This window comes from Methylobacterium sp. J-088 (assembly GCF_022829295.1).
Classification (GTDB): domain Bacteria; phylum Pseudomonadota; class Alphaproteobacteria; order Rhizobiales; family Beijerinckiaceae; genus Methylobacterium.
Genome location: NZ_JAKSYH010000084.1, coordinates 1 through 17,632, shown reverse-complemented (window position 1 = coordinate 17,632; position 17,632 = coordinate 1). Strand labels below are relative to the sequence as shown.

Below are 17,632 nucleotides of genomic sequence, written 5' to 3'. Positions count from 1 at the left end.
GCAGCGCGATCGGGCACGGCTCTAGCGGGGCGCGGTCTACTTGCCCCGGCGCAGCCGCAGGTCGTCCTCGCTCTCGCGGGCGAGCCGCAGCAGGTTCTGGCCGTAGCTGGTCTTGGCGAACATCTCGCCGCGGGCCACGAGCTGGTCGCGGGTGATGAAGCCCTGCAGGTAGGCAATCTCCTCCAGGCAGGCCACCTGCAATCCCTGCCGGTGCTGCAGGGTGCGGACGAACTCGCTCGCCTCCAGCAGGCTGTCGTGGGTGCCGGTGTCAAGCCACGCGTAGCCGCGCGACATCCGCTCCACGTGGAGTTCGCCGCGCTGGAGATAGGCCTCGTTGACGCTGGTGATCTCAAGCTCGCCGCGGGGCGAGGGCTTCACGTCGGCGGCGATGTCGAGAACCTGGTTGTCGTAGAAGTACAGCCCGGTCACCGCCCAGGTCGATTCCGGGTTCTGCGGCTTCTCGACGATCTTGGTCGGCCGGCCGGACTTGTCCAGATTGACCACGCCGTAGGCCTTCGGGTTCTCGACATGGTAGGCGAACACCGTCGCGCCCTGCTTGCGTACGGCCGCGCGCTCGAGAAGCTCGCCCATGCCGGCGCCGAAGAATAGGTTGTCGCCGAGGATCAGTGCGACGTCGTCGTCGCCGACGAAGTCGCGCCCGATGATGAAGGCCTGGGCGAGCCCCTCCGGCCGCGGCTGCAGGGCGTAGGAGAAGTGCAGGCCGAACTGCTCCCCGGTGCCGAACAGGCGCTTGTAGTTGTCGAGGTGCTCCGGCGACGAGATGATCAGGATCTCGCGAATGCCGGCCAGCATCAGCACCGAGACCGGATAGTAGATCATCGGCTTGTCGTAGACCGGCAGAAGCTGCTTGTTGATCGACAGCGTGGCCGGATGCAGGCGCGTGCCGGATCCGCCGGCCAGGACGATGCCCTTCATGGCTTGGATACTCCCTCTGAAACCGGCCCGATGAGCCGGTCCAGGATGTCGTCGAGCGCCGCCTGCCAGGGGCGGGGCCGAAAGCCGTACGCCTCGGTGAGGCTGGCCGTGGACAGGCGCGAATTGGCCGGGCGCCGGGCCGGGGTCGGATAGGCGGAGGTCGGGATGCCGTTGACCGGGATGGAGCGGCCGCCGCGCCGGGCCGAGCCCGCCACGATCGCCTTGGCGAATCCGCACCACGTGGTGTCGCCCGCATTCACGCAGTGGAACGTGCCGGTGGGCGCAGCCCCGTCGAACGCGAGGTGCTTCGCGATCGCCGCGAGCGCTGCGGCGAGATCGGCGGCCGAGGTCGGGCAGCCGTACTGGTCGTCGACGACGGTCAGGGCATCGCGCTCGGCGGAAAGCCGCAGCATCGTCTTGACGAAGTTGCCCCGGTGCGGGCTCACCACCCAGGCGGTCCGCACGATCGCGTGGCGCGGGTTGCCGGTGCGCACGGCGAGCTCGCCTGCGGCTTTGCTGGCCCCGTAGACGCTCTGCGGGTCGATCGGATCGTCGGGCCGGTAGGCGCCCTCCGGCTTGGTGCCGGCGAAGACGTAGTCGGTCGAGACGTGGACGAGCGGGATGTTTCTCGCGGCCGTCGCCGCCGCGAGAATTGCCGGGGCGAGCGCGTTGAGGCGCCAAGCCGCGACCACCTCGGACTCGGCCTTGTCGACCGCCGTGTAGGCAGCGGTGTTGATCACCGCCCGGTAGGCGCGGTCATCAAGGGCTGCAGCGACGGCATCGGCATCGGTGATGTCGAGCTCGGACCGGTCCGGCGCGTGGACGGTGACGCCGTCCGGCCAGGACAGGGCCCGCAGCTCGGTGCCGACCTGACCGGCACCGCCGAGGACGAGGATGTCCATCAACCGTTCAGCCCCAGGCGCTCGCCCTTGTAGCGGCCCTCGCGGATCGGGCGCCACCAGCTCTCGTTGTCGAGATACCAAGCGACGGTCTCGTCCAGCGCCTGCTCGAAGGTCTTCTGCGGCCGCCAGCCGAGTTCGGTCTCGGCCTTGGTGCAGTCGATGGCGTAGCGCCGGTCATGGCCCGGCCGGTCGGCCACGAAGCTGATCAGCTGCTCGTGCGGAGCGCTTTGGGGGCGCAGCCGGTCGAAGGCGGCGCACAGGCCCTTGACCACCGCGAGGTTGTTCCGGACCGCCCGGCCGCCGAGCAGGTAGGTCTCGCCGATACGGCCGCGCTCCAGCACGGCGACGAGCCCCTTGGCGTGATCCTCCACGTGGATCCAGTCGCGCTCGTTCTGGCCGTCGCCGTAGACGGGAAGCTTCTTCCTTTCCAAGGCATTAAGGATCATCAGCGGGATCAGCTTTTCCGGGAAGTGGCGCGGGCCGTAATTGTTCGAGCAGTTCGTCACCAGCACCGGCAGGCCGTAAGTCTCGTGCCACGCCCGGGCGAGGTGGTCGGAGGCTGCCTTCGAGGCCGAGTAGGGCGAGCGCGGATCGTAGCGGCTCTCCTCGGTGAAGAAGCCGCCCGGCGGCAGCGAGCCGTAGACTTCGTCGGTGGACACGTGGAGGAACCGGAAGCCTTTTTTGTCCGCCTCCGGCAGGGATTCGTAGTGGCCGCGGGCGCCGTCCAGCATGGTCTGCGTGCCGATCGCGTTGGTGCGCACGAAGGCGCCCGGATCCGTGATCGAGCGGTCGACATGGCTCTCGGCCGCCAGATGCATCACCGCCTGCGGCTTGAACTCGGCAAACGCCTTCTGCACGGCGGCGTGGTCGCAGATATCGGCTTCCACGAGGCGGTGTCGCGGGTTGTCGGCGAGCGGGGCCAGGGAGATCGGGTTGGCCGCATAAGTCATCGCGTCGAGGGTGCAGACCTCGTGTCCGAGATCGTTGACGAGGTGCAGCACCAGCGCCGAGCCGATGAAGCCGCAGCCTCCGGTCACCAGGATGCGCATGGTCGAGTACCTCTTCGGAAAGTCGGAAACGGGTTGGCCGGGCCTCACAAGACGGTCGGCCGTGACGGAATTACGGCCGATGGGCCGCGGCGCTCAGAAGACGGGACCGAGATCATCGAGTTTCGGCGCGCGGCGATCCTTGTCCGACAGGATGGCGGCCTCGCCCGAGACCGGCCACGGAATGCCGATCTCCGGATCGTCCCAGGCGAGCGCCCGGTCATGCTCGGGGCTGTAGTACGCGTCGACCTTGTAGGCGACCATCACGTCGGGGGTGAGCGTGCAGAAGCCGTGGGCGAAGCCGTGCGGGATGAAGAGCTGCGTGCCCGTCTCGGCATCGAGCGTCACGGCCACGTACTTGCCGTAGGTCGGCGAGCCGCCGCGGATGTCGACCGCCACGTCGAGGATAGCACCCTGCAGGACCCGGATGAGCTTGGCCTGCGCCTGGGGCGCGATCTGGAAGTGCAGCCCGCGGATCGTGCCCTGCGGCGCCGAGAAGGACTGGTTGTCCTGAACGAAGGTGTTGGTGATGCCGGCCCGTTCCATGGCGTCGACGCGGAACGTCTCGGAGAACCAGCCGCGCGCATCGCCCAGGCGCTTCGGCACGATGCGCTTCACGTCCGGAATCTCGGTGTCGACAACGTCCATTCCAGCGCCCTTCCCGCGGGTCCCGAGGCGCGGCGCGGCGACTGCCAGCGCGCCTGCCCGTTCCGAACCGGGCCTCCGCCTCACCGAACCCAACCTCGGTGATCGGGTTGCGACTTCCGGTCATTCGCCATCCGTGTCAAGGCGTGCGCCTGCGGTGCGGATTGCGTGGGGCCCGATGACAGGTCAGGCGGAGCGGTCCGTAGAGACGCTGCTGCGCACCCAGATTATCGATCCGGATTGCACCTGGAGTCTCGGGAGCTACGGCGCTGTCGCGGCTTTCCGCCGGAACCCCGATGAGCCGGCGCGCCGCCTCGACGACGGGCGGATCGGGCTGATGACGGATCGCGGTGCGATCGCCTTCGCGGTATCGCCGGCCCTGCGCCCGTTCGCCTACGAGACCGGCTTCACCGGCGGCTGGAGCCAAGCGGTCGCCCTCTGCCTTCCGGCCGCGGCCTGTGCAATGGGTCGGCGCGCGGTGCTGACCGAACTCGGCGCGGACGCCGCGGCGGCCCGGCCGGAGGACCGCGACGGCATCCTGTTCGATCTCGGCCTAGGCCTGGATGCGGTCGATGCCTGCGTGCGCGTGACCGATCCGGCCATGATCGCTTGCTTGCGGGCCGTGAGCGGCCGGCCACTGTTCGAGACCGGCAATCCGGTTGTTCACGCGCTCAAGGTATCGGGCCCGCATCGCGTGTTCGTCGCCCGCCCGGGGCGGATCGAAGTCTACACGGCCATTCCGGCGCCGGACGGCGTCGGCGAGCCGGGGCCGCACTGTCACATCCTGCCACAGCTCCTTCGGCTGCGGCGGACGCATGCGGCCACCGCCCCGATCCCGCATGGCTGGGTGCCCGTCGCGGCGTTGCACCCGGCCCATCCGGTCAAGGATGCGTGCGGCCTGTCGATCCCGTTCGATGCGGCGCGACATGCGGCGTTCGAACGCCTGCTCGATGCCTGGGGCGATCCCGGCCTCGTTGCCCTGAGGCGCGCCGTCCTGTCCGGCGGAGTTCCGGATCCGGTTCTGGCGGATGGGCGGTTCGCCCGCTCGGCCATCCGGGCCGCACGGGCGCAGCGGGCGGCCATGGATGCGTGATCCTACGGGATCCCGATCATCTTGTGCGTCTGGAGCGACAGCCGCCAGCGGGCATCCCGCCGGCAATAGGCGATCGCGGCCTCCGTGCTGGCCACGCGGCCCGGTCCATCGAGGGGCTGAAGGAAGCGGTGGCGGAAGTCGAGGCCGACGTAGTCCGCCGGGTCCGCATCCGCCTGTGGATAGACCAGCTTCAATTCGTGGCCGGTGGTCTGCGCGAGCGGATTGCGCCCCTTCGGACTGACGCAGATCCAGTCGATGCCCGGGGGTGCTGCAAGGGTGCCGTTGGTCTCGATGGCGATCTCGAAGTGATGCGCGCGCACGGCCGCGATCAGCGGCGCGTCGAGCTGAAGCAGCGGCTCGCCGCCGGTGAACACCACGTACCGGTTCTCTGGACCCCCGGCCCAGGTCGCCGCGATCGCGGAGGCGAGCGCCTCAGCATCGGCGAACCGACCGCCCCCCTCACCGTCGACACCGACGAAATCGGTATCGCAGAATCGGCAGGCTGCGGCGGCGCGGTCGGCTTCGCGCCCCGACCAGAGATTGCACCCGGCGAAACGGCAGAACACGGCCGCGCGCCCCGCCTGAGCGCCCTCCCCCTGAAGGGTGTGGAAAAGTTCCTTGACCGCGTAGCTCACTGTCGTCCCAGCCGTCGTCCCGCGCGTTCGCCCGCCCGGCGTGTCGTTGCCAGATAGGCGCTGTGCGCATCGGGGACCACAGACAACCACGCCGCGCAGGGCCGCGCTCCGCTCTCGCCTTGCTCTTGCCACGGTGGGCACGTTGATGCCGTGACGCAGCGCGGCGACCGAACCTGGCCGCTCGGGTTGTGCCCTTATACCCGGCCCGTCGGCCGGACCTGCGGTGCCGATCCTGGCGATCCTCTGACGAGTCGGACACACATGTCCTCTTCCCTCCTCCGGCGTTTTTCCGTCGGGTTCGCGGCGCTGACGGGTCTCCTTGGTGCGAGCCTCGCCGGGATCCGGGCCGCGGAGGCGGTCACGGTGCCGATCCTCGTGGCGGACGTGGATTCGGGGAAGGTGATCTACGCGCAGGCGCCGACCGATCCCTGGTACCCGGCCTCGATCACGAAGCTGATGACCACCTACGTCGCCCTCGACCTCGTGCGCCAGGGCAAGGTTTCGCTCGATTCGATGATCACCATCTCGGCCGCCGCGGCCGCCGAGCCGCCCTCGAAGATGGGCTTCAAGCCGGGGACGCAGCTCACCCTCGACAACGCCCTCAAGATCATCATGGTCAAGTCGGCCAACGACATCGCCTTCGCGATCGGCGAAAATCTCGGCGGCTCGGTCGACAACTTCGCTGCGCTGATGAACGAGACCGCCCAGCGGATCGGCATGCGCGACAGCCACTGGTACAACCCCAACGGCCTGCCCGATCCGCGCCAATGGACCTCGGCCCGCGACATGGCAGTGCTGGCCCGTGCGCTGATCCGCGACTTCCCGGATTCCCACGACCTGTTCTCGATCTCGGCGATCCAGTTCGGCCGCGCCGTCATGGCGAACCACAACGGCCTGCTGGGGCGCTATCCCGGCACGGACGGGATGAAGACCGGCTTCATCTGCTCAGGTGGCTTCAACGTGGTGGCCACCGCCACGCGTAATGGCCGCCGGATCGTCACGATCGTAATGGGCCAGCCGACGCCGCGCGAGCGCGACGTGAAGGCCGCCGACCTGTTTGACTACGCCTTCAGCCAGAACGCCGGCTGGACGAGCCCGACGCTCGACGCGCTGCCGGCCTCCACCCTGCCCCAGCCGCCGGACATGCGGCCGTTCGTGTGCGGCGGCAAGAAGCCTCCGGCCATCGAGGATGGCCCCGGGGCCATCAGCGCCGCCGGCTCTGCGGCGCAGCTGATCGGTGGCGCCGCGGCCAACTCGCCGGCGCTGGCGATGGCAGCCTTCTCGAATCCGGCCCTGCGCTCCCGCACCCTGCCGCCGCGGGCACCGCTGGAGCCGATCTCCGTCTGGATCGGCCGCAGCCCGGCCGAGGGCCAGCAGATTCTCGACGCCCAAGCGGCCGAGCAGAAAGCCGCGGTGGCCAACAGTCGCGCCGCCAAGCTCGAAGCCGCCAAGGCCAAGCGCGTCGCGGCTCTCGAGGCCGCCAAGGAGGCGCGTGCGGCACGGGCAGAACGCGCGAATGCTGCCAGAGAAGCCTCCAAGGAAGCCTCCAAGGAAGCCGCTAAATCCGCCCCCAAGCCTACGTCGAAGGTCGCCGCCAAGCCGGCCCACGCGCTTCCCCGTTCGGCCAGCGCCTACACCGCCGCGACAGCACCGTCGATGCTGGAGGCCAAGCCGGGCAAGGGCTTGGCCAAACCGGCTCCGAAGACCGCCGCGCACAAGCCGGCCCCCGCCAAGAAGCCGGCCAACAAGAAGGCGTCCGCGGACGAGTAAGCACATCCGGGGAGCCGCTTGGCGCGTTGCCGAAGGCGTCGGGGACCCTTACCTCGACGAGCATGTCCATCAGCCCTGCGCCCGCCCCCGATTCGAGACGCCCCGAGCCGATCCCGCTCACGGTGCTCACCGGTTTCCTGGGTTCCGGCAAGACCACGCTGCTGAACCGGCTCCTGCGCGATCCGGCGCTCGCCGACACCGTGGTGATCGTCAACGAGTTCGGTGAAATCGGTCTCGATCACCTGCTGATCGAGACGGTCGACGAGGACATGATCCTGTTGGGCGCCGGCTGCTTGTGCTGCACGGTACGGGGCGACCTGATCGCAACCCTCGAAGACCTCCTGCGCAAGCGCGACAATGGGCGGATCGGGGCCTTCCGGCGCGTGGTGATCGAAACCACCGGTCTCGCCGATCCCGCGCCGATCCTGCACGCGTTGATCTATCATCCCTATCTGGTGCTCCGGTTCCGCCTCCAGGCCGTGCTGACGGTGGTGGATGCGTTGACGGGGGCCGTTACCCTCGACGCGCATCCCGAGGCGGTCCGGCAGGCGGCGATCGCCGATCGGATCGTCCTCTCCAAGACCGATCTCGCGGGAGACACCGCCGCGATCCAGGCGCGGCTTGCCGCCCTCAATCCCGTAGCGCCGATCCTCGCGCCCGATGCTCCGGCCGAGACGCTGCTCGGCGGCCTGTTCGGCCTCGACGGCAAAGGCGCCGATGTGCACGCGTGGCTGGGCGATGAGGGCCTCGCACGCATGGCTCAGGCCGAGGCGGACGTGAACCGGCACGACGCGTCGATTCAGGCTGTCTGCCTGACCAGCGCGGCGCCCGTGCCGCGCGCCGCCTTCGAGATGTTCATGGACCTGCTCCGGTCCGGCCATGGGCCGAAGCTGTTGCGGCTCAAGGGGATCGTGGCCCTCGCCGAGGATCCCGAACGGCCCCTGGTGGTACATGGCGTCCAGCACGTCTTCCACGCGCCGATGACGTTGCCGAACTGGCCGGATCCCGATCATACATCCCGTCTTGTCCTGATCCTGAAGGATCTCGATCCGGCCTTCGTCCGACGTCTCTGGGACGCTTTCCTGGGCCGCCCGCGGATCGATGCGCCGGACGCAGCCGCCCTTACCGACAATCCCCTCGCGATCCCTGGGCCCTGACGCGCCGCAATCGCGGCATCGGCCTTGAAACGCTCGACCCAGATGGCGCTTCAGCGGCGCCGATGCGTCCCGAAATGGGACGAAGCGTCGAGAGGCAGGACACGCGATGGCGCCACGCTTCACCGTGATACAGGGCGGCCAGTCCGGCGCACCCGGACGCGCGACCCTATTAGCCGCGGGGCTGGAACTGGACCGGGCCGCCGCGTGGCGGGTCGATCTTCGTCGGCCCAGCGGCGTGGATGCGGCGTCCGTGTCGGCCTGGCGGGCGATGCTCGTCCGGAACGCGGTGACCGACCCGCTGCGCGATCCTGACCATCTGCTCCCCCTCGCCCAGCATCGGCCCGCCGGAAGCCGGGTGGCGATTGCCCTGGTCTGGGACCGCGACGCGGAGACCGGGCGGGAGGCGCTGCAGGGCGTCATGCCGTTGGCGATGCCGCATCCGATCTGGGGTGGGCGGGCACGTCCCTGGCAGCCGGCCGAAGCCCAGATCACCGCCCTGGTCGGGCAAGCCGCTGCCGAAGCCGTCGACCGTGCGCTGCGGGAACGGCTCGGAGCCCTGCGCCGTCCGGTCCGGCTTGCCGGAGCGTTGGAGCCCGCTCGTGAGACGCCGCGGTTTCGCTCCGTGCTGACGTCGGACCGGTCGGCCCGGTCCCGATCGATCCCGGCGGCGAACCTCATCGGGATACGCCCCGCCGGATGGGAGACGCCGAGCTCCGAGATCCGTACGGTGACCGAGCCGCAGGCCGTGCGCGACACGGTGGAGACCTTCCTCTCGCTCGATGCACGCACGGCGCGGCATCCGATCATCGCCGATCCGGCCGAGGCGTCGCTGGTTCGCGTGGTGAGCCGCCTGTTCGGACGCCGCGGCGCGTTGCGGGTCGAGTTTCTGCGCCGGGCGGGCGAGATCGTCGCCGGCACCCTCCACCTCGGTGCGGGTCCGGCTTCGATCCCATGGCGGCGGGCGGGGGCTTAGAGCCATGCCCGACCGCGTTGCGCGCGGTACACGACAGCGACGCCACCGTCGCGGAATGAGGCGCGGGTCCCCTCTCCCGTGCGGGAGAGGTCTGCGTTCGCAGAAAGCCGGGTGAGGGACGTGCGGCTTCCGGAAGAGACGCACCCTGTCGGCGCCCTGACGGTGCGCTCGATCCTGAATCTTCTCGACCCTCACCCCAACCCTCTCCCGCACGGGAGAGGGGGCATGGCGCGCTTGCCACCCGTGTTGGAAGACAAGTGTCGTGTACCGTGCCGCGTTGCGATCGCGCGCGGCTCAAAGTCCTTGTTGTGACGCGTTCTCTTGCGCCGAACCGGTGTCCACTTCGGCGCAGAGTGCTCTAAAAGGTCAATCAGCCGCGCAGGCTGGCCCTGTCCGGGCTGCAGCCGGGACGCTAGCTGCCCGGCATGGCGCGCGACACCCTCCACGGCCTCCGATCCTCACCGCGCCATGCGCTCGCCAAACCGGTTCGGCCGATCGACGCTGATGACGCCGAACGGGTCGCCGCCGTGATGACTCGGTTCTGCGAGGCCGATCCGGATCCGAAAGCCGGGTTCGACGACACCGATCCGTTCCGGCTGCTGGTGACCGTGCTGCTCTCAGCCCAGTCCACCGGCCCGACGGTCGCCCGGATCGCGGAGGCGCTGTTCAGTACCGTGCACGATCCGGCCGGCATGCTGGCGCTGGGCGAGGCGCGCATCCTCGAGATCATCCGACCGGTCGGGCTCGGGCCCTCCAAGGCGCGCAACATCGTGAAGCTGTCGGCGGCGCTGATCTCCGAACACGGCGGCGCCGTGCCGCGGAGTTCCGTCGCGATGCGCCGCCTACCGGGCATCGGCCGCAAGAGTGCCGAGGTCACGGCCAACTTCGCCTTCCACGAGCCTGTGATTGCGGTCGACACCCATGTGTTCCGGGTCTCGAACCGCATCCCGCTCGCATCCGGCGCGACCGTGGATGCCGTCGCGGACGGCCTCGCGCGCCTCGTGCCGGAGCGGTTCAAGGACGGGGCGCATGTCTGGCTGTTCCGCCACGGACGCGACACCTGCACGGCCCGGAAGCCCGCCTGCGCGCGCTGCCCGGTTGCGGACCTCTGCCTCTGGCCCGGCAAGGAGCTATGACCGCAGCGATCTGACCGCCGCTATTCGTCCTCGCCGAACCGGTTGGCGAGCAGAGCCTTGATGGCGTCGAGGCACGTTTCGGCATCCTGGCCCACGGCCGTGACGGCGATACGCGTGCCCATGGCGGCGCCGAGGGTCAGCAGACCCATGATCGAGCGTCCGCCCACGGTCTCGCCCGCCCGGGTGACGGTGACCATCGCGTCGTAGCGCTCGACGGTCTGCACGAATTTCGCGGAGGCCCGGGCGTGCAGGCCGCGCCGGTTGATGATCGGCAGCAGGCGGAGGAAGCCCCCCTCCGGCACCGGGGGATCGTCGTCCGTCTCGAAAAGGTCGTCCATCGCCCTTGGTGTGTCCCGCCCGATCCGCGGCTGTCGGAGCCGCTTGCGCCGAACCTAAATCTTTGTCGGGGCGTGTCTATCCCGAAGGCTTACCGACCACCGCCGATGCCCGGCCTGCGTCCACCGTGTCACCACTCGTATTCCGCGCCGACACCGAGGCTGGTCCGGCCGTCGCTGCCCGCCTCGCCCTTGAGCTTGATCCGTCGGGTAACATCGAAATCGACGCCGACGGCCGTATCGGCCGGCTTGGCGCCGGCTCTCACACCGACGCTGACCCGATCCGAGATGTAGCGCGAGGCGCCGAGCGCCGGGCCACCGCTGGCCCCTGTCGAGACGTCCAGGCTGTCGAGGCCGAGGCCCTTGCGTGCCTGCTCGAACACATCGGGACCCGAGGCACCGCCCGAGAGCTGCGCCACGGCCTGGGCGAGCTGCAGCGCCTGGAACGGCGAGAGCCCGCCCGCCGCCTTCTTGAACAGCAGGCGCGACAGGATCTCGTCCTGCGGCAGCACCGGATCGGAGGTCAGGCCGAATTGCGGCGCGTCGGCCGGTCCGGTCACCGCCACCCGGGCGGTCACGTCCCCGGCCTTGGTCTCGGCGGCAAAGTCGAGTTCCGGGGTGGTCAGGCTGCCGGCGAAGGTCAGCCGGCCGCGGCTGAAGTCGAGGCGCTGGCCGACGAGCTCGAAGCGTCCGCGCCGCATCGCGAAGGCCCCGACCGCATTGGGCGCAAGCGAGGTTCCGGTGATCCGCAAGGCGCCGCCGAGTTCGGCATCGATGCCGCGCCCGCGCACGAAGATCCGGCCCGGGGCATCGACCGCGACGTCCAGCGTTGCGTTGAAGGGGACGGCGGGCTTCTTCGACCTGCGTCCGGGCGCAGCCGCGGCCTTTCGCGCGGCCTGCTGAGCCAAGCGCGCACGCACCTCAGGCGGGGTGTTGACATGGCGCACCCCCGGCAGGGGCCGGACGGTGGCGGGAAGCCGGTCCGGCACGGCGACGTCGATCGAAGCGACATCGACCCGGCCTGAGATCCGCGGCGTCCGGGCCAGTGGGCCGGACAGGGTGAGGTCGAGGCTCGAAATGGCGGTCATCAGCGGGCTGGACACCAACTCGGCCCGCTCCGCGACGACGTGGAACTGCCCGGGGAAATCCGGCTCCAGCGCCACGCGGCCCGTCACGGAGATGCGCCCGCCGTTCCGGGTTGCCCCGGTCAGGCGCTCGACCACGAGGCTGTCGCCCCGGCCGCTGACCCGCCCTTCGATCCCGGTGAGGCGGATACCGTTGAGCGGGTCGGTGAAGCTACCGCCGGACAGCGTCGCCGTACCCTGAGCCCGGGGGGCGGCGAGCGTCCCGGTCACGCCGCCGTCGATGGCGATGGCCCCGGCGACACTCTGGCCACCGACGCTCAGCAGGGAATTGGCGAGCGCCGCATCGAGGGCGCCCCGGCCGCGCAGGTCGAGCGGGCCGCCCGCCTCGACCGGGAGCTTGCCCGCCACCGTCAGGGCCACGCCGCGTCCGGCGTTGACCCGTCCGTCCACGCTGGCCTGACCGTCCGACAGGATACCCTTCGCGCTGGCATCGATCGCCGGCAGCCCCGCCTGCCGCGTCTGCGGCGCGACGAGCTTGGAGACGGTCAGCGCATAGCGCCCCTCCGGTCGGTTGGCCGGCCCGTGCAGATCCGCCTCCCCGTCGAGGGTCCCCGAGAGGGCGAGGTCCGGCGCGGCGATCCGGGCGAGCGACAGGGGCAGCGCCCGGATCGCGACCTTCAGGTCGAGCTCGCGTCCGGCCCGGCCCGCGACCGTCACGCGTCCGCTCCCGGCCGAAATGGCGAGCCCCTCGATCACGGCGCCGCCGTCCTGGAGGGTGATGGCCGCCGGCCCGGCCAGGGCGAAGCGGTCGTTCCCGCGGGCAGCCGACAGGCGTTGGATCTCGATGCGCGTGTCGGCTGCCGGCACGATCCGCGCAGCCCCGTCGAGGCCGAAGCCGCGGGCCTTGGCGCTCAGCGTGACATCGCTGAAGGCCGGGCTGCCGTTGGCCACGAGTCGGACGGTGTCGATCTGCTGGCCGGCGGCCACGAGCCGGTCGGCATCAAGGCGCCCGTCGAGCACCGGATGCGCACGCAGATCGCGGCCCCTCAGATCGGCGTCGAGCCGGGTCAGGGTCGTACCGCCGTAGCGCAGGGCGGCCCCGGTGGCCTGGATCGATGCGTCCTGGCGACCGCCGTCGCGGGCCAGTGTCACGGCCGCATCGAGGCGCCCGGCCATGGGCTCGGGGGCGAGCGGCGCGACATCCTCCAGATTGCCCGCTCGTACCGTGAGCGACCCGGCCGAGAGCCACGTCTCGGCCGCGACCGTCACATTGCCGGCGACCGCCACCGATCCGAGAGTCAGCGCGAGCCGGTCGAGCACCCAATCGGCCCCGGCGCGGGACGCGTGAGCATCGCCGGTCAACGTCTTGCCGGCCACGTCGCCGGAGAGCCGCAGGCTGCCATCGGGCGCCAGGAGCGCATCCTTCAGAGCGGCCTCGGCCCGCAGGCCGCGGATCGGCTTGCCGTCCGCCGTGGCGGTTGGCGCGGAGAGCGTCGCCGCGAGGTCCGGATGCTCCAGGGAACCGGTCAGCCGGGCATCGACCGCGGCGCGGCCGGTGAGACGGGCGTCGAGATCCGATAGGCTTCGAAGGTCCAGTCGGCCGGTTACGTCGGCAAGCTCCGAGGTCGCCTCGCCCTGCAGGGTCGCGGTGATTCCCTGTCCCTCCAACCGCAGGTGATCGAACCCGTAGCCGTCGTAGGACCGCGACACCCGCCCCTGGAGCGAGGGCGTGCGACCCAGGATGCGGTCGGCCGCCGTGAGCCCGGTCGCGAGGCCGGTGGTGGAAACCGAAAGATCGGCCGCGACGGCTTTCCGGGCCGGATCGCCGCTGAGCTTTGCCTTCGCATCGAGCGATCCGGCGAGCCCGCGACCGGCGAGGCCGGAAAAGACCGCAAGATCCGGCAGCGCGGCATCGAGCGTACCGGTCAGCGTATTCTGGCCGATCCGGCCGGTATAGCCGGCTCTGGCGGTCTCGGAATCGAGGCGGAGCGTGGTGACGTCGATCACCCCGTCCGGCCCTGCGGCCGCTCGAAGCGTGAGCTGTGCCCGGCTTCCGATGGCCCTGCGCAGGGCGGGGTCGGCGAGCTGCAGACCCGCCAGGGTGCCATCCGCACTGATGGCGAAACGCTGCGCCGAGGGCTCGCCCTGTGGTGTCACATCCAGACGCGCTTCGACCCGATCGAGCGCGGAATCGCGGCTGCGCACGCTCGCCGCGTCGAGGATGCCGTGGATCGTCGGCGCCGCGATCGGTCCCTTGAGGCTGCCATCAAACGTCAGCTTGCCGATCTCGGCTTCGCCCGTCTTGGTCACGCTGCCTTCGGTGGGCAGGGCTCGGGCCTGGAGCGTCAGATCGGCGATCCGGTCGGCGCTCAGGGTCCCGCCGGCGGCGAGCCGGGCGGTGCGGGAGGTCAGCTCCAGCCGGTCGATCCGGAAGGCGCCGCTATCCGCGAAGGCAAGGCCGCCCGCGAGCTGCGTCGTGCCCGCGAATACGGACGCCGCCGGCCCCGGCACCAGACCTTCGATCCGCGCCGCCAGATCCAGGGCGAGCCGTCGCTCGGCGCCGATTCGCGAGATCCGGGCCCCGCCCCTCGCGTTGATCTCCGGACCGGCCGTGAAATCGAGCTTGGCCGCAAACGCGTCGAGCGTCCCCGTCCCGTCGAGATCGAAATTGATCGGCGGCGTTCCGGGCAGGTTGGCCGCCTTCGAGAGCAGGCCGCCGGCGGGCTCCACGAGATTCGCCTTCAGCTCGAGTTTGTCCCCGGTCGGCACGTAGAGCACGCTGAGCAGGAAGCGCCCGGCCGCGTCGAGGCGTTGCGCCCTTGCCTTGATCTCCAGCCCCTCGCTCGCTGCGCCCAGCCGGGCACGCCCCTCGGCGGACAGCCGGGCGGGCTGACCGGCCACCGCTTCGCCGAGGACGAGTTCAGCCAGCTTGAAGTCCTTGATCTCGACCTTCACCGGCAGATCCGGCAGCAGCTTGCCGTCTGGCTTCGCCTCCGGCGGCGTCGGGCCGGGCACCGGGCGACGCAGCATCTCGATCTGCCCGATTTCGAGACTGTCGACTTCGAGCCGGCCCGACAGCAGGGCGAGCCGGCGCCAGACGATCCGTGCCTTGTCGAGCTTGAGCCAGACACCGTCGCGGTCGCTGACGGCGACGTCGCGGATGGTGGCGTCGGACGACAATGCCCCATCGACCGCGCCGATCGCCACGCGCGACGACGGTGTGGAGAGCGCCCGGGACAGGAGCCCGCCGAGCACGGATTTGTCGCCTTCGTCGGCCCGGGTTTGCGTCGCTGCGACCGACACGAGCATCGCGAGGCAGAACAGGACGAAGCTCAGATCGCCACGTCCCATACGAAAAAGCGTTCGCCGTCGAGCTTGGGTGGGTCCGGTCAGTTCAGCCATTCAGAACGCCTGCCCCAGGCTGAGATACAGCACCGCCGGCCGCACATGGCCACCCTTGTAGGGGTCGAGCGGGAAGGCGAGATCCGCGCGGATCGGGCCGATCCCGGTGTAGTAGCGCAGGCCGATGCCGACCGACTTCCGGATCTTCTCGTCGAAATCCGGCAGCGCAGAGGCGAACGCGGTACCTGCGTCGAAGAACGGCACCACGCCGATCGTGTCGGTGACCTTGATGCGCGCTTCGAGCGAGGCTTCCAGCAGGCTGCGTCCACCGATCGGCAGGTTGAAGGGGCCGATCGGCCCGAGGGTCCGGTACGGATAGCCGCGCACGGAGCCGCCGCCACCGGCGAAGAACCGGAAGTTGTCCGGGATCTCGCCGAGCGGCGCACCGGAGACCGAGCCGAAGCCGATCCGCCCGGCGAGGATGTAGCGGGACTCGTCGTCCAGCGAATAATACGTCGAGCCCTGGGCCTTCGCGACGAGAATGCCGGGCGACGAGATCGCCCCGGGATAGGCGGCCAGCGACGCGATCGCCCGCACGCCGCGGGTGGGATCGAGGAGGCTGTCGGTGGAATCATAGGTGACCGAGGCCGGCACGCCGATCAGCCGGTAATTGACCGTTCCGAGGGCGTCCTTCGAACGGCCGGCCTGCGCGTCCAGACCGATCTGCGCCGAGAACGTGTCGGAGAACCGGTGCCGGATCGCCGCCGAGGCGCCGCCTCCATCCACGAGATAGCTCTGCTGCACCTCGCGGGTGACGAAGGCGTTGGCCAGCAGGTCGTTGCGCGAGCCCCAGAGCGCGGGCTGGACGTAGGTCGCCGAGAGGCGGCCGCCGAGACCGTTGGTGCCGATGCCGGCGATCTTGCGCTGGGTCGCGAACGGATCGTTGCCGAGCCCGAGATAGTAGATGTCGGCGTCCAGCCGGAACGTCTCGCCGCCACCGAACAGGTTGCGGTTGGCGTAGTAGGCCCGCACCCCCGGCCCGTCGACCGTGGAGTAGCGCGCCGAGACGCCGATGAGGTTGCGTTCCCGTTCGGTGACCTCGACGAACAAGGGCAAGTTGCCGTCGGCGTCGAGCGTTGTGCCCTCGCGGACCCGCACCCCGCCGATCCCCTCGATCCGCGCCACCGACCGCCGGATCGCCGCCACCGCCTGGGGCGAATAGGGATCGCCCGGCTCGGCGTAGATGAAGGAGCGGATCGTGGCCGGGTCGATACCGGGAGCGCCGTTCAGCGCCACCGGGCCGAGACTGGCGACCGGACCCGGATCGACCGTGAAAGTCACATCCATGACGTGGGCCGCATCGTCCACGACCGGATCGCGGGCGATCACCTTGGCGAAGGGATGCCCCTGGCTCCGGAAATGGTCGACGATCCGCGCTTCGCGCGCCAGCACCGTCGCCGACCGGGCCGGGACATCGTCGTCCACGCGGGTCACCCGTGGGGGCAGCACTTCATCGGGGAAGGCCCGGCCAGCCGGGTCGCGCACCGCGATCCGGCGCAGGTGATAGAGCGGCCCGAGATCGATCGCGATCTTGACTGGGACGAGTCCGCGATTGCGCCAAGCCTCCGCGGCACTCACGGCCGCGGCGGCCGGGCCGCCGACCGGTGCGCCGTCGATCCGGATCGCGACATTGCCCTGGTAGTAGCCGTAGCCAGACAGGACATCGACCAGCTTGGCACGGTCGGCCTCGGCCCGGCGCAGCAGCCCCTCCCCGTCCGGAGGCGGTTCCTGGCGCAGGCGGTAGATGGTTGAGGTATCCTGCACGGCCTGGAGGACGTCAGACTCGTCGGTGCCGGTGATCCGGACCGTGTATGGCAGGGCGGAAAGGCTCGGCGTTGGCGGTTCGGGTTCGCTCCCGAACAGCCCGAACAAGTCGAAGGCCTGCACCGGTCCCGGTAGGGCTGCCATCAGCAGCAGCGCACCTGTACCGGCGCGAATCAGCCGCGGCAGCGCGCGACGCGTGCGAACCTCGTCTTCTTGGTTGGTTGAGCGGGAGATGCGCAAACCGCGCTCGTCAGTCCCGATGGCGGTCGGCCGTGCCGGCCGGCTGGATCGTCATCGCTGCTCCCCCCTACGCCGCGTTGTACGACGTACCCCAACTGACCTTAAGGCGACGTGCCGTTCAGGCCAACAGCTTGGCGTGCGTCGTCCCGGATCGATCGCGGCGCGTGCATCCAGGCCGCGGGTGCAGTTCGCGTGAAGCCCGCCATCGACGAGGGCTATCGGATCACCGAATATGCCAGTTGCCCGCGACCACCATTTCCGGGGCGCATTCGGCGCAGGTATGATCGCGTTGTGCCCAGGTGGCCAGGGCGCCCTCCCCTGCTCGACGTAACGCGTTGCCGCACTGAGCATCGGTCACGCTTCATTCTGATGGGCGCCGAACGGCACAAAGCCCCCGTTCTGGTGAACGGGGGCTTTGCTGGTCGTGTGGTGAGTTGGTTGCGGGGACAGGATTTGAACCTGTGACCTTCAGGTTATGAGCCTGACGAGCTACCGGGCTGCTCCACCCCGCGC

13 protein-coding genes and 1 tRNA gene are annotated in these 17,632 nt (G+C 70.0%); 5 read left to right on the top strand and 9 right to left on the bottom strand.

Annotated elements, in window-relative coordinates; translation table 11 throughout:
- Nucleotides 1-36 precede the first annotated feature (36 nt).
- The 4 genes from rfbA to rfbC all read right to left on the bottom strand — a co-directional run bounded on the left by rfbA (nt 37) and on the right by rfbC (nt 3,532).
- Nucleotides 37-936 (bottom strand): glucose-1-phosphate thymidylyltransferase RfbA, encoded by a 900-nt coding sequence (rfbA, locus tag MKK63_RS09865; RefSeq protein WP_244001130.1) that lies wholly within the window; start codon nt 934-936, stop codon nt 37-39.
- A complete protein-coding gene (rfbD, locus tag MKK63_RS09860; protein ID WP_244001128.1) occupies nt 933-1,838 on the bottom strand; it encodes a dTDP-4-dehydrorhamnose reductase in 906 nt (301 codons plus the stop codon). The genes rfbA and rfbD overlap by 4 nt, the downstream gene beginning before the upstream one ends.
- Nucleotides 1,838-2,887, bottom strand: coding sequence for a dTDP-glucose 4,6-dehydratase (gene rfbB / locus MKK63_RS09855; RefSeq protein WP_244001126.1), 1,050 nt, complete (start codon nt 2,885-2,887; stop codon nt 1,838-1,840). The genes rfbD and rfbB overlap by 1 nt, the downstream gene beginning before the upstream one ends.
- A gap of 93 nt (nt 2,888-2,980) precedes the next feature.
- Nucleotides 2,981-3,532, bottom strand: coding sequence for a dTDP-4-dehydrorhamnose 3,5-epimerase (gene rfbC / locus MKK63_RS09850; RefSeq protein ID WP_244001124.1), 552 nt, complete (start codon nt 3,530-3,532; stop codon nt 2,981-2,983).
- 175 nt (nt 3,533-3,707) lie between these two features.
- On the opposite strand from rfbC, the gene MKK63_RS09845 reads away from it, so the two are divergent.
- Nucleotides 3,708-4,622 (top strand): DUF6925 family protein, encoded by a 915-nt coding sequence (locus MKK63_RS09845; RefSeq protein WP_244001122.1) that lies wholly within the window; start codon nt 3,708-3,710, stop codon nt 4,620-4,622.
- Nucleotides 4,623-4,624: 2 nt separating this feature from the next.
- Here MKK63_RS09845 and queE read toward each other — a convergent pair whose 3' ends face one another.
- The gene (gene queE / locus MKK63_RS09840; RefSeq protein ID WP_244001120.1) at nt 4,625-5,257 is read right to left on the bottom strand and encodes a 7-carboxy-7-deazaguanine synthase; all 633 of its coding nucleotides are present in this window, start codon (nt 5,255-5,257) and stop codon (nt 4,625-4,627) included.
- Between the two features lie 261 nt (nt 5,258-5,518).
- Between queE and MKK63_RS09835 the strand changes: the two genes are divergently transcribed.
- The 4 genes from MKK63_RS09835 to nth all read left to right on the top strand — a co-directional run bounded on the left by MKK63_RS09835 (nt 5,519) and on the right by nth (nt 10,293).
- A complete protein-coding gene (locus MKK63_RS09835) occupies nt 5,519-7,027 on the top strand; it encodes a D-alanyl-D-alanine carboxypeptidase family protein (protein ID WP_244001118.1) in 1,509 nt (502 codons plus the stop codon).
- Between the two features lie 62 nt (nt 7,028-7,089).
- Nucleotides 7,090-8,184, top strand: a complete 1,095-nt coding sequence (locus MKK63_RS09830; RefSeq protein WP_244001116.1) for a CobW family GTP-binding protein — start codon at nt 7,090-7,092, stop codon at nt 8,182-8,184.
- Nucleotides 8,185-8,290: 106 nt separating this feature from the next.
- Nucleotides 8,291-9,157: a GNAT family N-acetyltransferase gene (locus MKK63_RS09825; protein WP_244001114.1), complete on the top strand. Its 867-nt coding sequence runs from the start codon at nt 8,291-8,293 to the stop codon at nt 9,155-9,157.
- Between the two features lie 425 nt (nt 9,158-9,582).
- Complete coding sequence (gene nth / locus MKK63_RS09820; protein ID WP_244001112.1) at nt 9,583-10,293, top strand: endonuclease III domain-containing protein; 711 nt, start codon at nt 9,583-9,585, stop codon at nt 10,291-10,293.
- 20 nt (nt 10,294-10,313) lie between these two features.
- Here the strand turns inward: nth and MKK63_RS09815 are convergent, their stop codons facing one another.
- The 4 genes from MKK63_RS09815 to MKK63_RS09800 all read right to left on the bottom strand — a co-directional run bounded on the left by MKK63_RS09815 (nt 10,314) and on the right by MKK63_RS09800 (nt 17,631).
- Nucleotides 10,314-10,631: an HPr family phosphocarrier protein gene (locus MKK63_RS09815; RefSeq protein ID WP_244001110.1), complete on the bottom strand. Its 318-nt coding sequence runs from the start codon at nt 10,629-10,631 to the stop codon at nt 10,314-10,316.
- Between the two features lie 128 nt (nt 10,632-10,759).
- A complete protein-coding gene (locus MKK63_RS09810; RefSeq protein ID WP_409564499.1) occupies nt 10,760-15,064 on the bottom strand; it encodes a translocation/assembly module TamB domain-containing protein in 4,305 nt (1,434 codons plus the stop codon).
- 51 nt (nt 15,065-15,115) lie between these two features.
- On the bottom strand, nt 15,116-17,023 hold the full coding sequence (locus MKK63_RS09805) for an autotransporter assembly complex protein TamA (protein ID WP_244001108.1): 1,908 nt from the start codon (nt 17,021-17,023) through the stop codon (nt 15,116-15,118).
- Nucleotides 17,024-17,554: 531 nt separating this feature from the next.
- Nucleotides 17,555-17,631 (bottom strand) — tRNA-Met (locus tag MKK63_RS09800).
- Nucleotide 17,632 lies beyond the last annotated feature (1 nt).

Excerpts from the sequence above, each read along its gene's own strand:
- rfbA (WP_244001130.1), bottom strand. The coding sequence starts at position 936 with ATGAAGGGCATCGTCCTGGCCGGCGGATCCGGCACGCGCCTGCATCCG.
- MKK63_RS09830 (WP_244001116.1), top strand. The coding sequence starts at position 7,090 with ATGTCCATCAGCCCTGCGCCCGCCCCCGATTCGAGACGCCCCGAGCCG.
- MKK63_RS09810 (WP_409564499.1), bottom strand. The coding sequence starts at position 15,064 with ATGGGACGTGGCGATCTGAGCTTCGTCCTGTTCTGCCTCGCGATGCTC.
- MKK63_RS09825 (WP_244001114.1), top strand. The coding sequence starts at position 8,291 with ATGGCGCCACGCTTCACCGTGATACAGGGCGGCCAGTCCGGCGCACCC.
- MKK63_RS09835 (WP_244001118.1), top strand. The coding sequence starts at position 5,519 with ATGTCCTCTTCCCTCCTCCGGCGTTTTTCCGTCGGGTTCGCGGCGCTG.
- nth (WP_244001112.1), top strand. The coding sequence starts at position 9,583 with ATGGCGCGCGACACCCTCCACGGCCTCCGATCCTCACCGCGCCATGCG.
- rfbC (WP_244001124.1), bottom strand. The coding sequence starts at position 3,532 with ATGGACGTTGTCGACACCGAGATTCCGGACGTGAAGCGCATCGTGCCG.
- rfbB (WP_244001126.1), bottom strand. The coding sequence starts at position 2,887 with ATGCGCATCCTGGTGACCGGAGGCTGCGGCTTCATCGGCTCGGCGCTG.
- MKK63_RS09815 (WP_244001110.1), bottom strand. The coding sequence starts at position 10,631 with ATGGACGACCTTTTCGAGACGGACGACGATCCCCCGGTGCCGGAGGGG.
- rfbD (WP_244001128.1), bottom strand. The coding sequence starts at position 1,838 with ATGGACATCCTCGTCCTCGGCGGTGCCGGTCAGGTCGGCACCGAGCTG.
- MKK63_RS09845 (WP_244001122.1), top strand. The coding sequence starts at position 3,708 with ATGACAGGTCAGGCGGAGCGGTCCGTAGAGACGCTGCTGCGCACCCAG.
- MKK63_RS09805 (WP_244001108.1), bottom strand. The coding sequence starts at position 17,023 with ATGGCAGCCCTACCGGGACCGGTGCAGGCCTTCGACTTGTTCGGGCTG.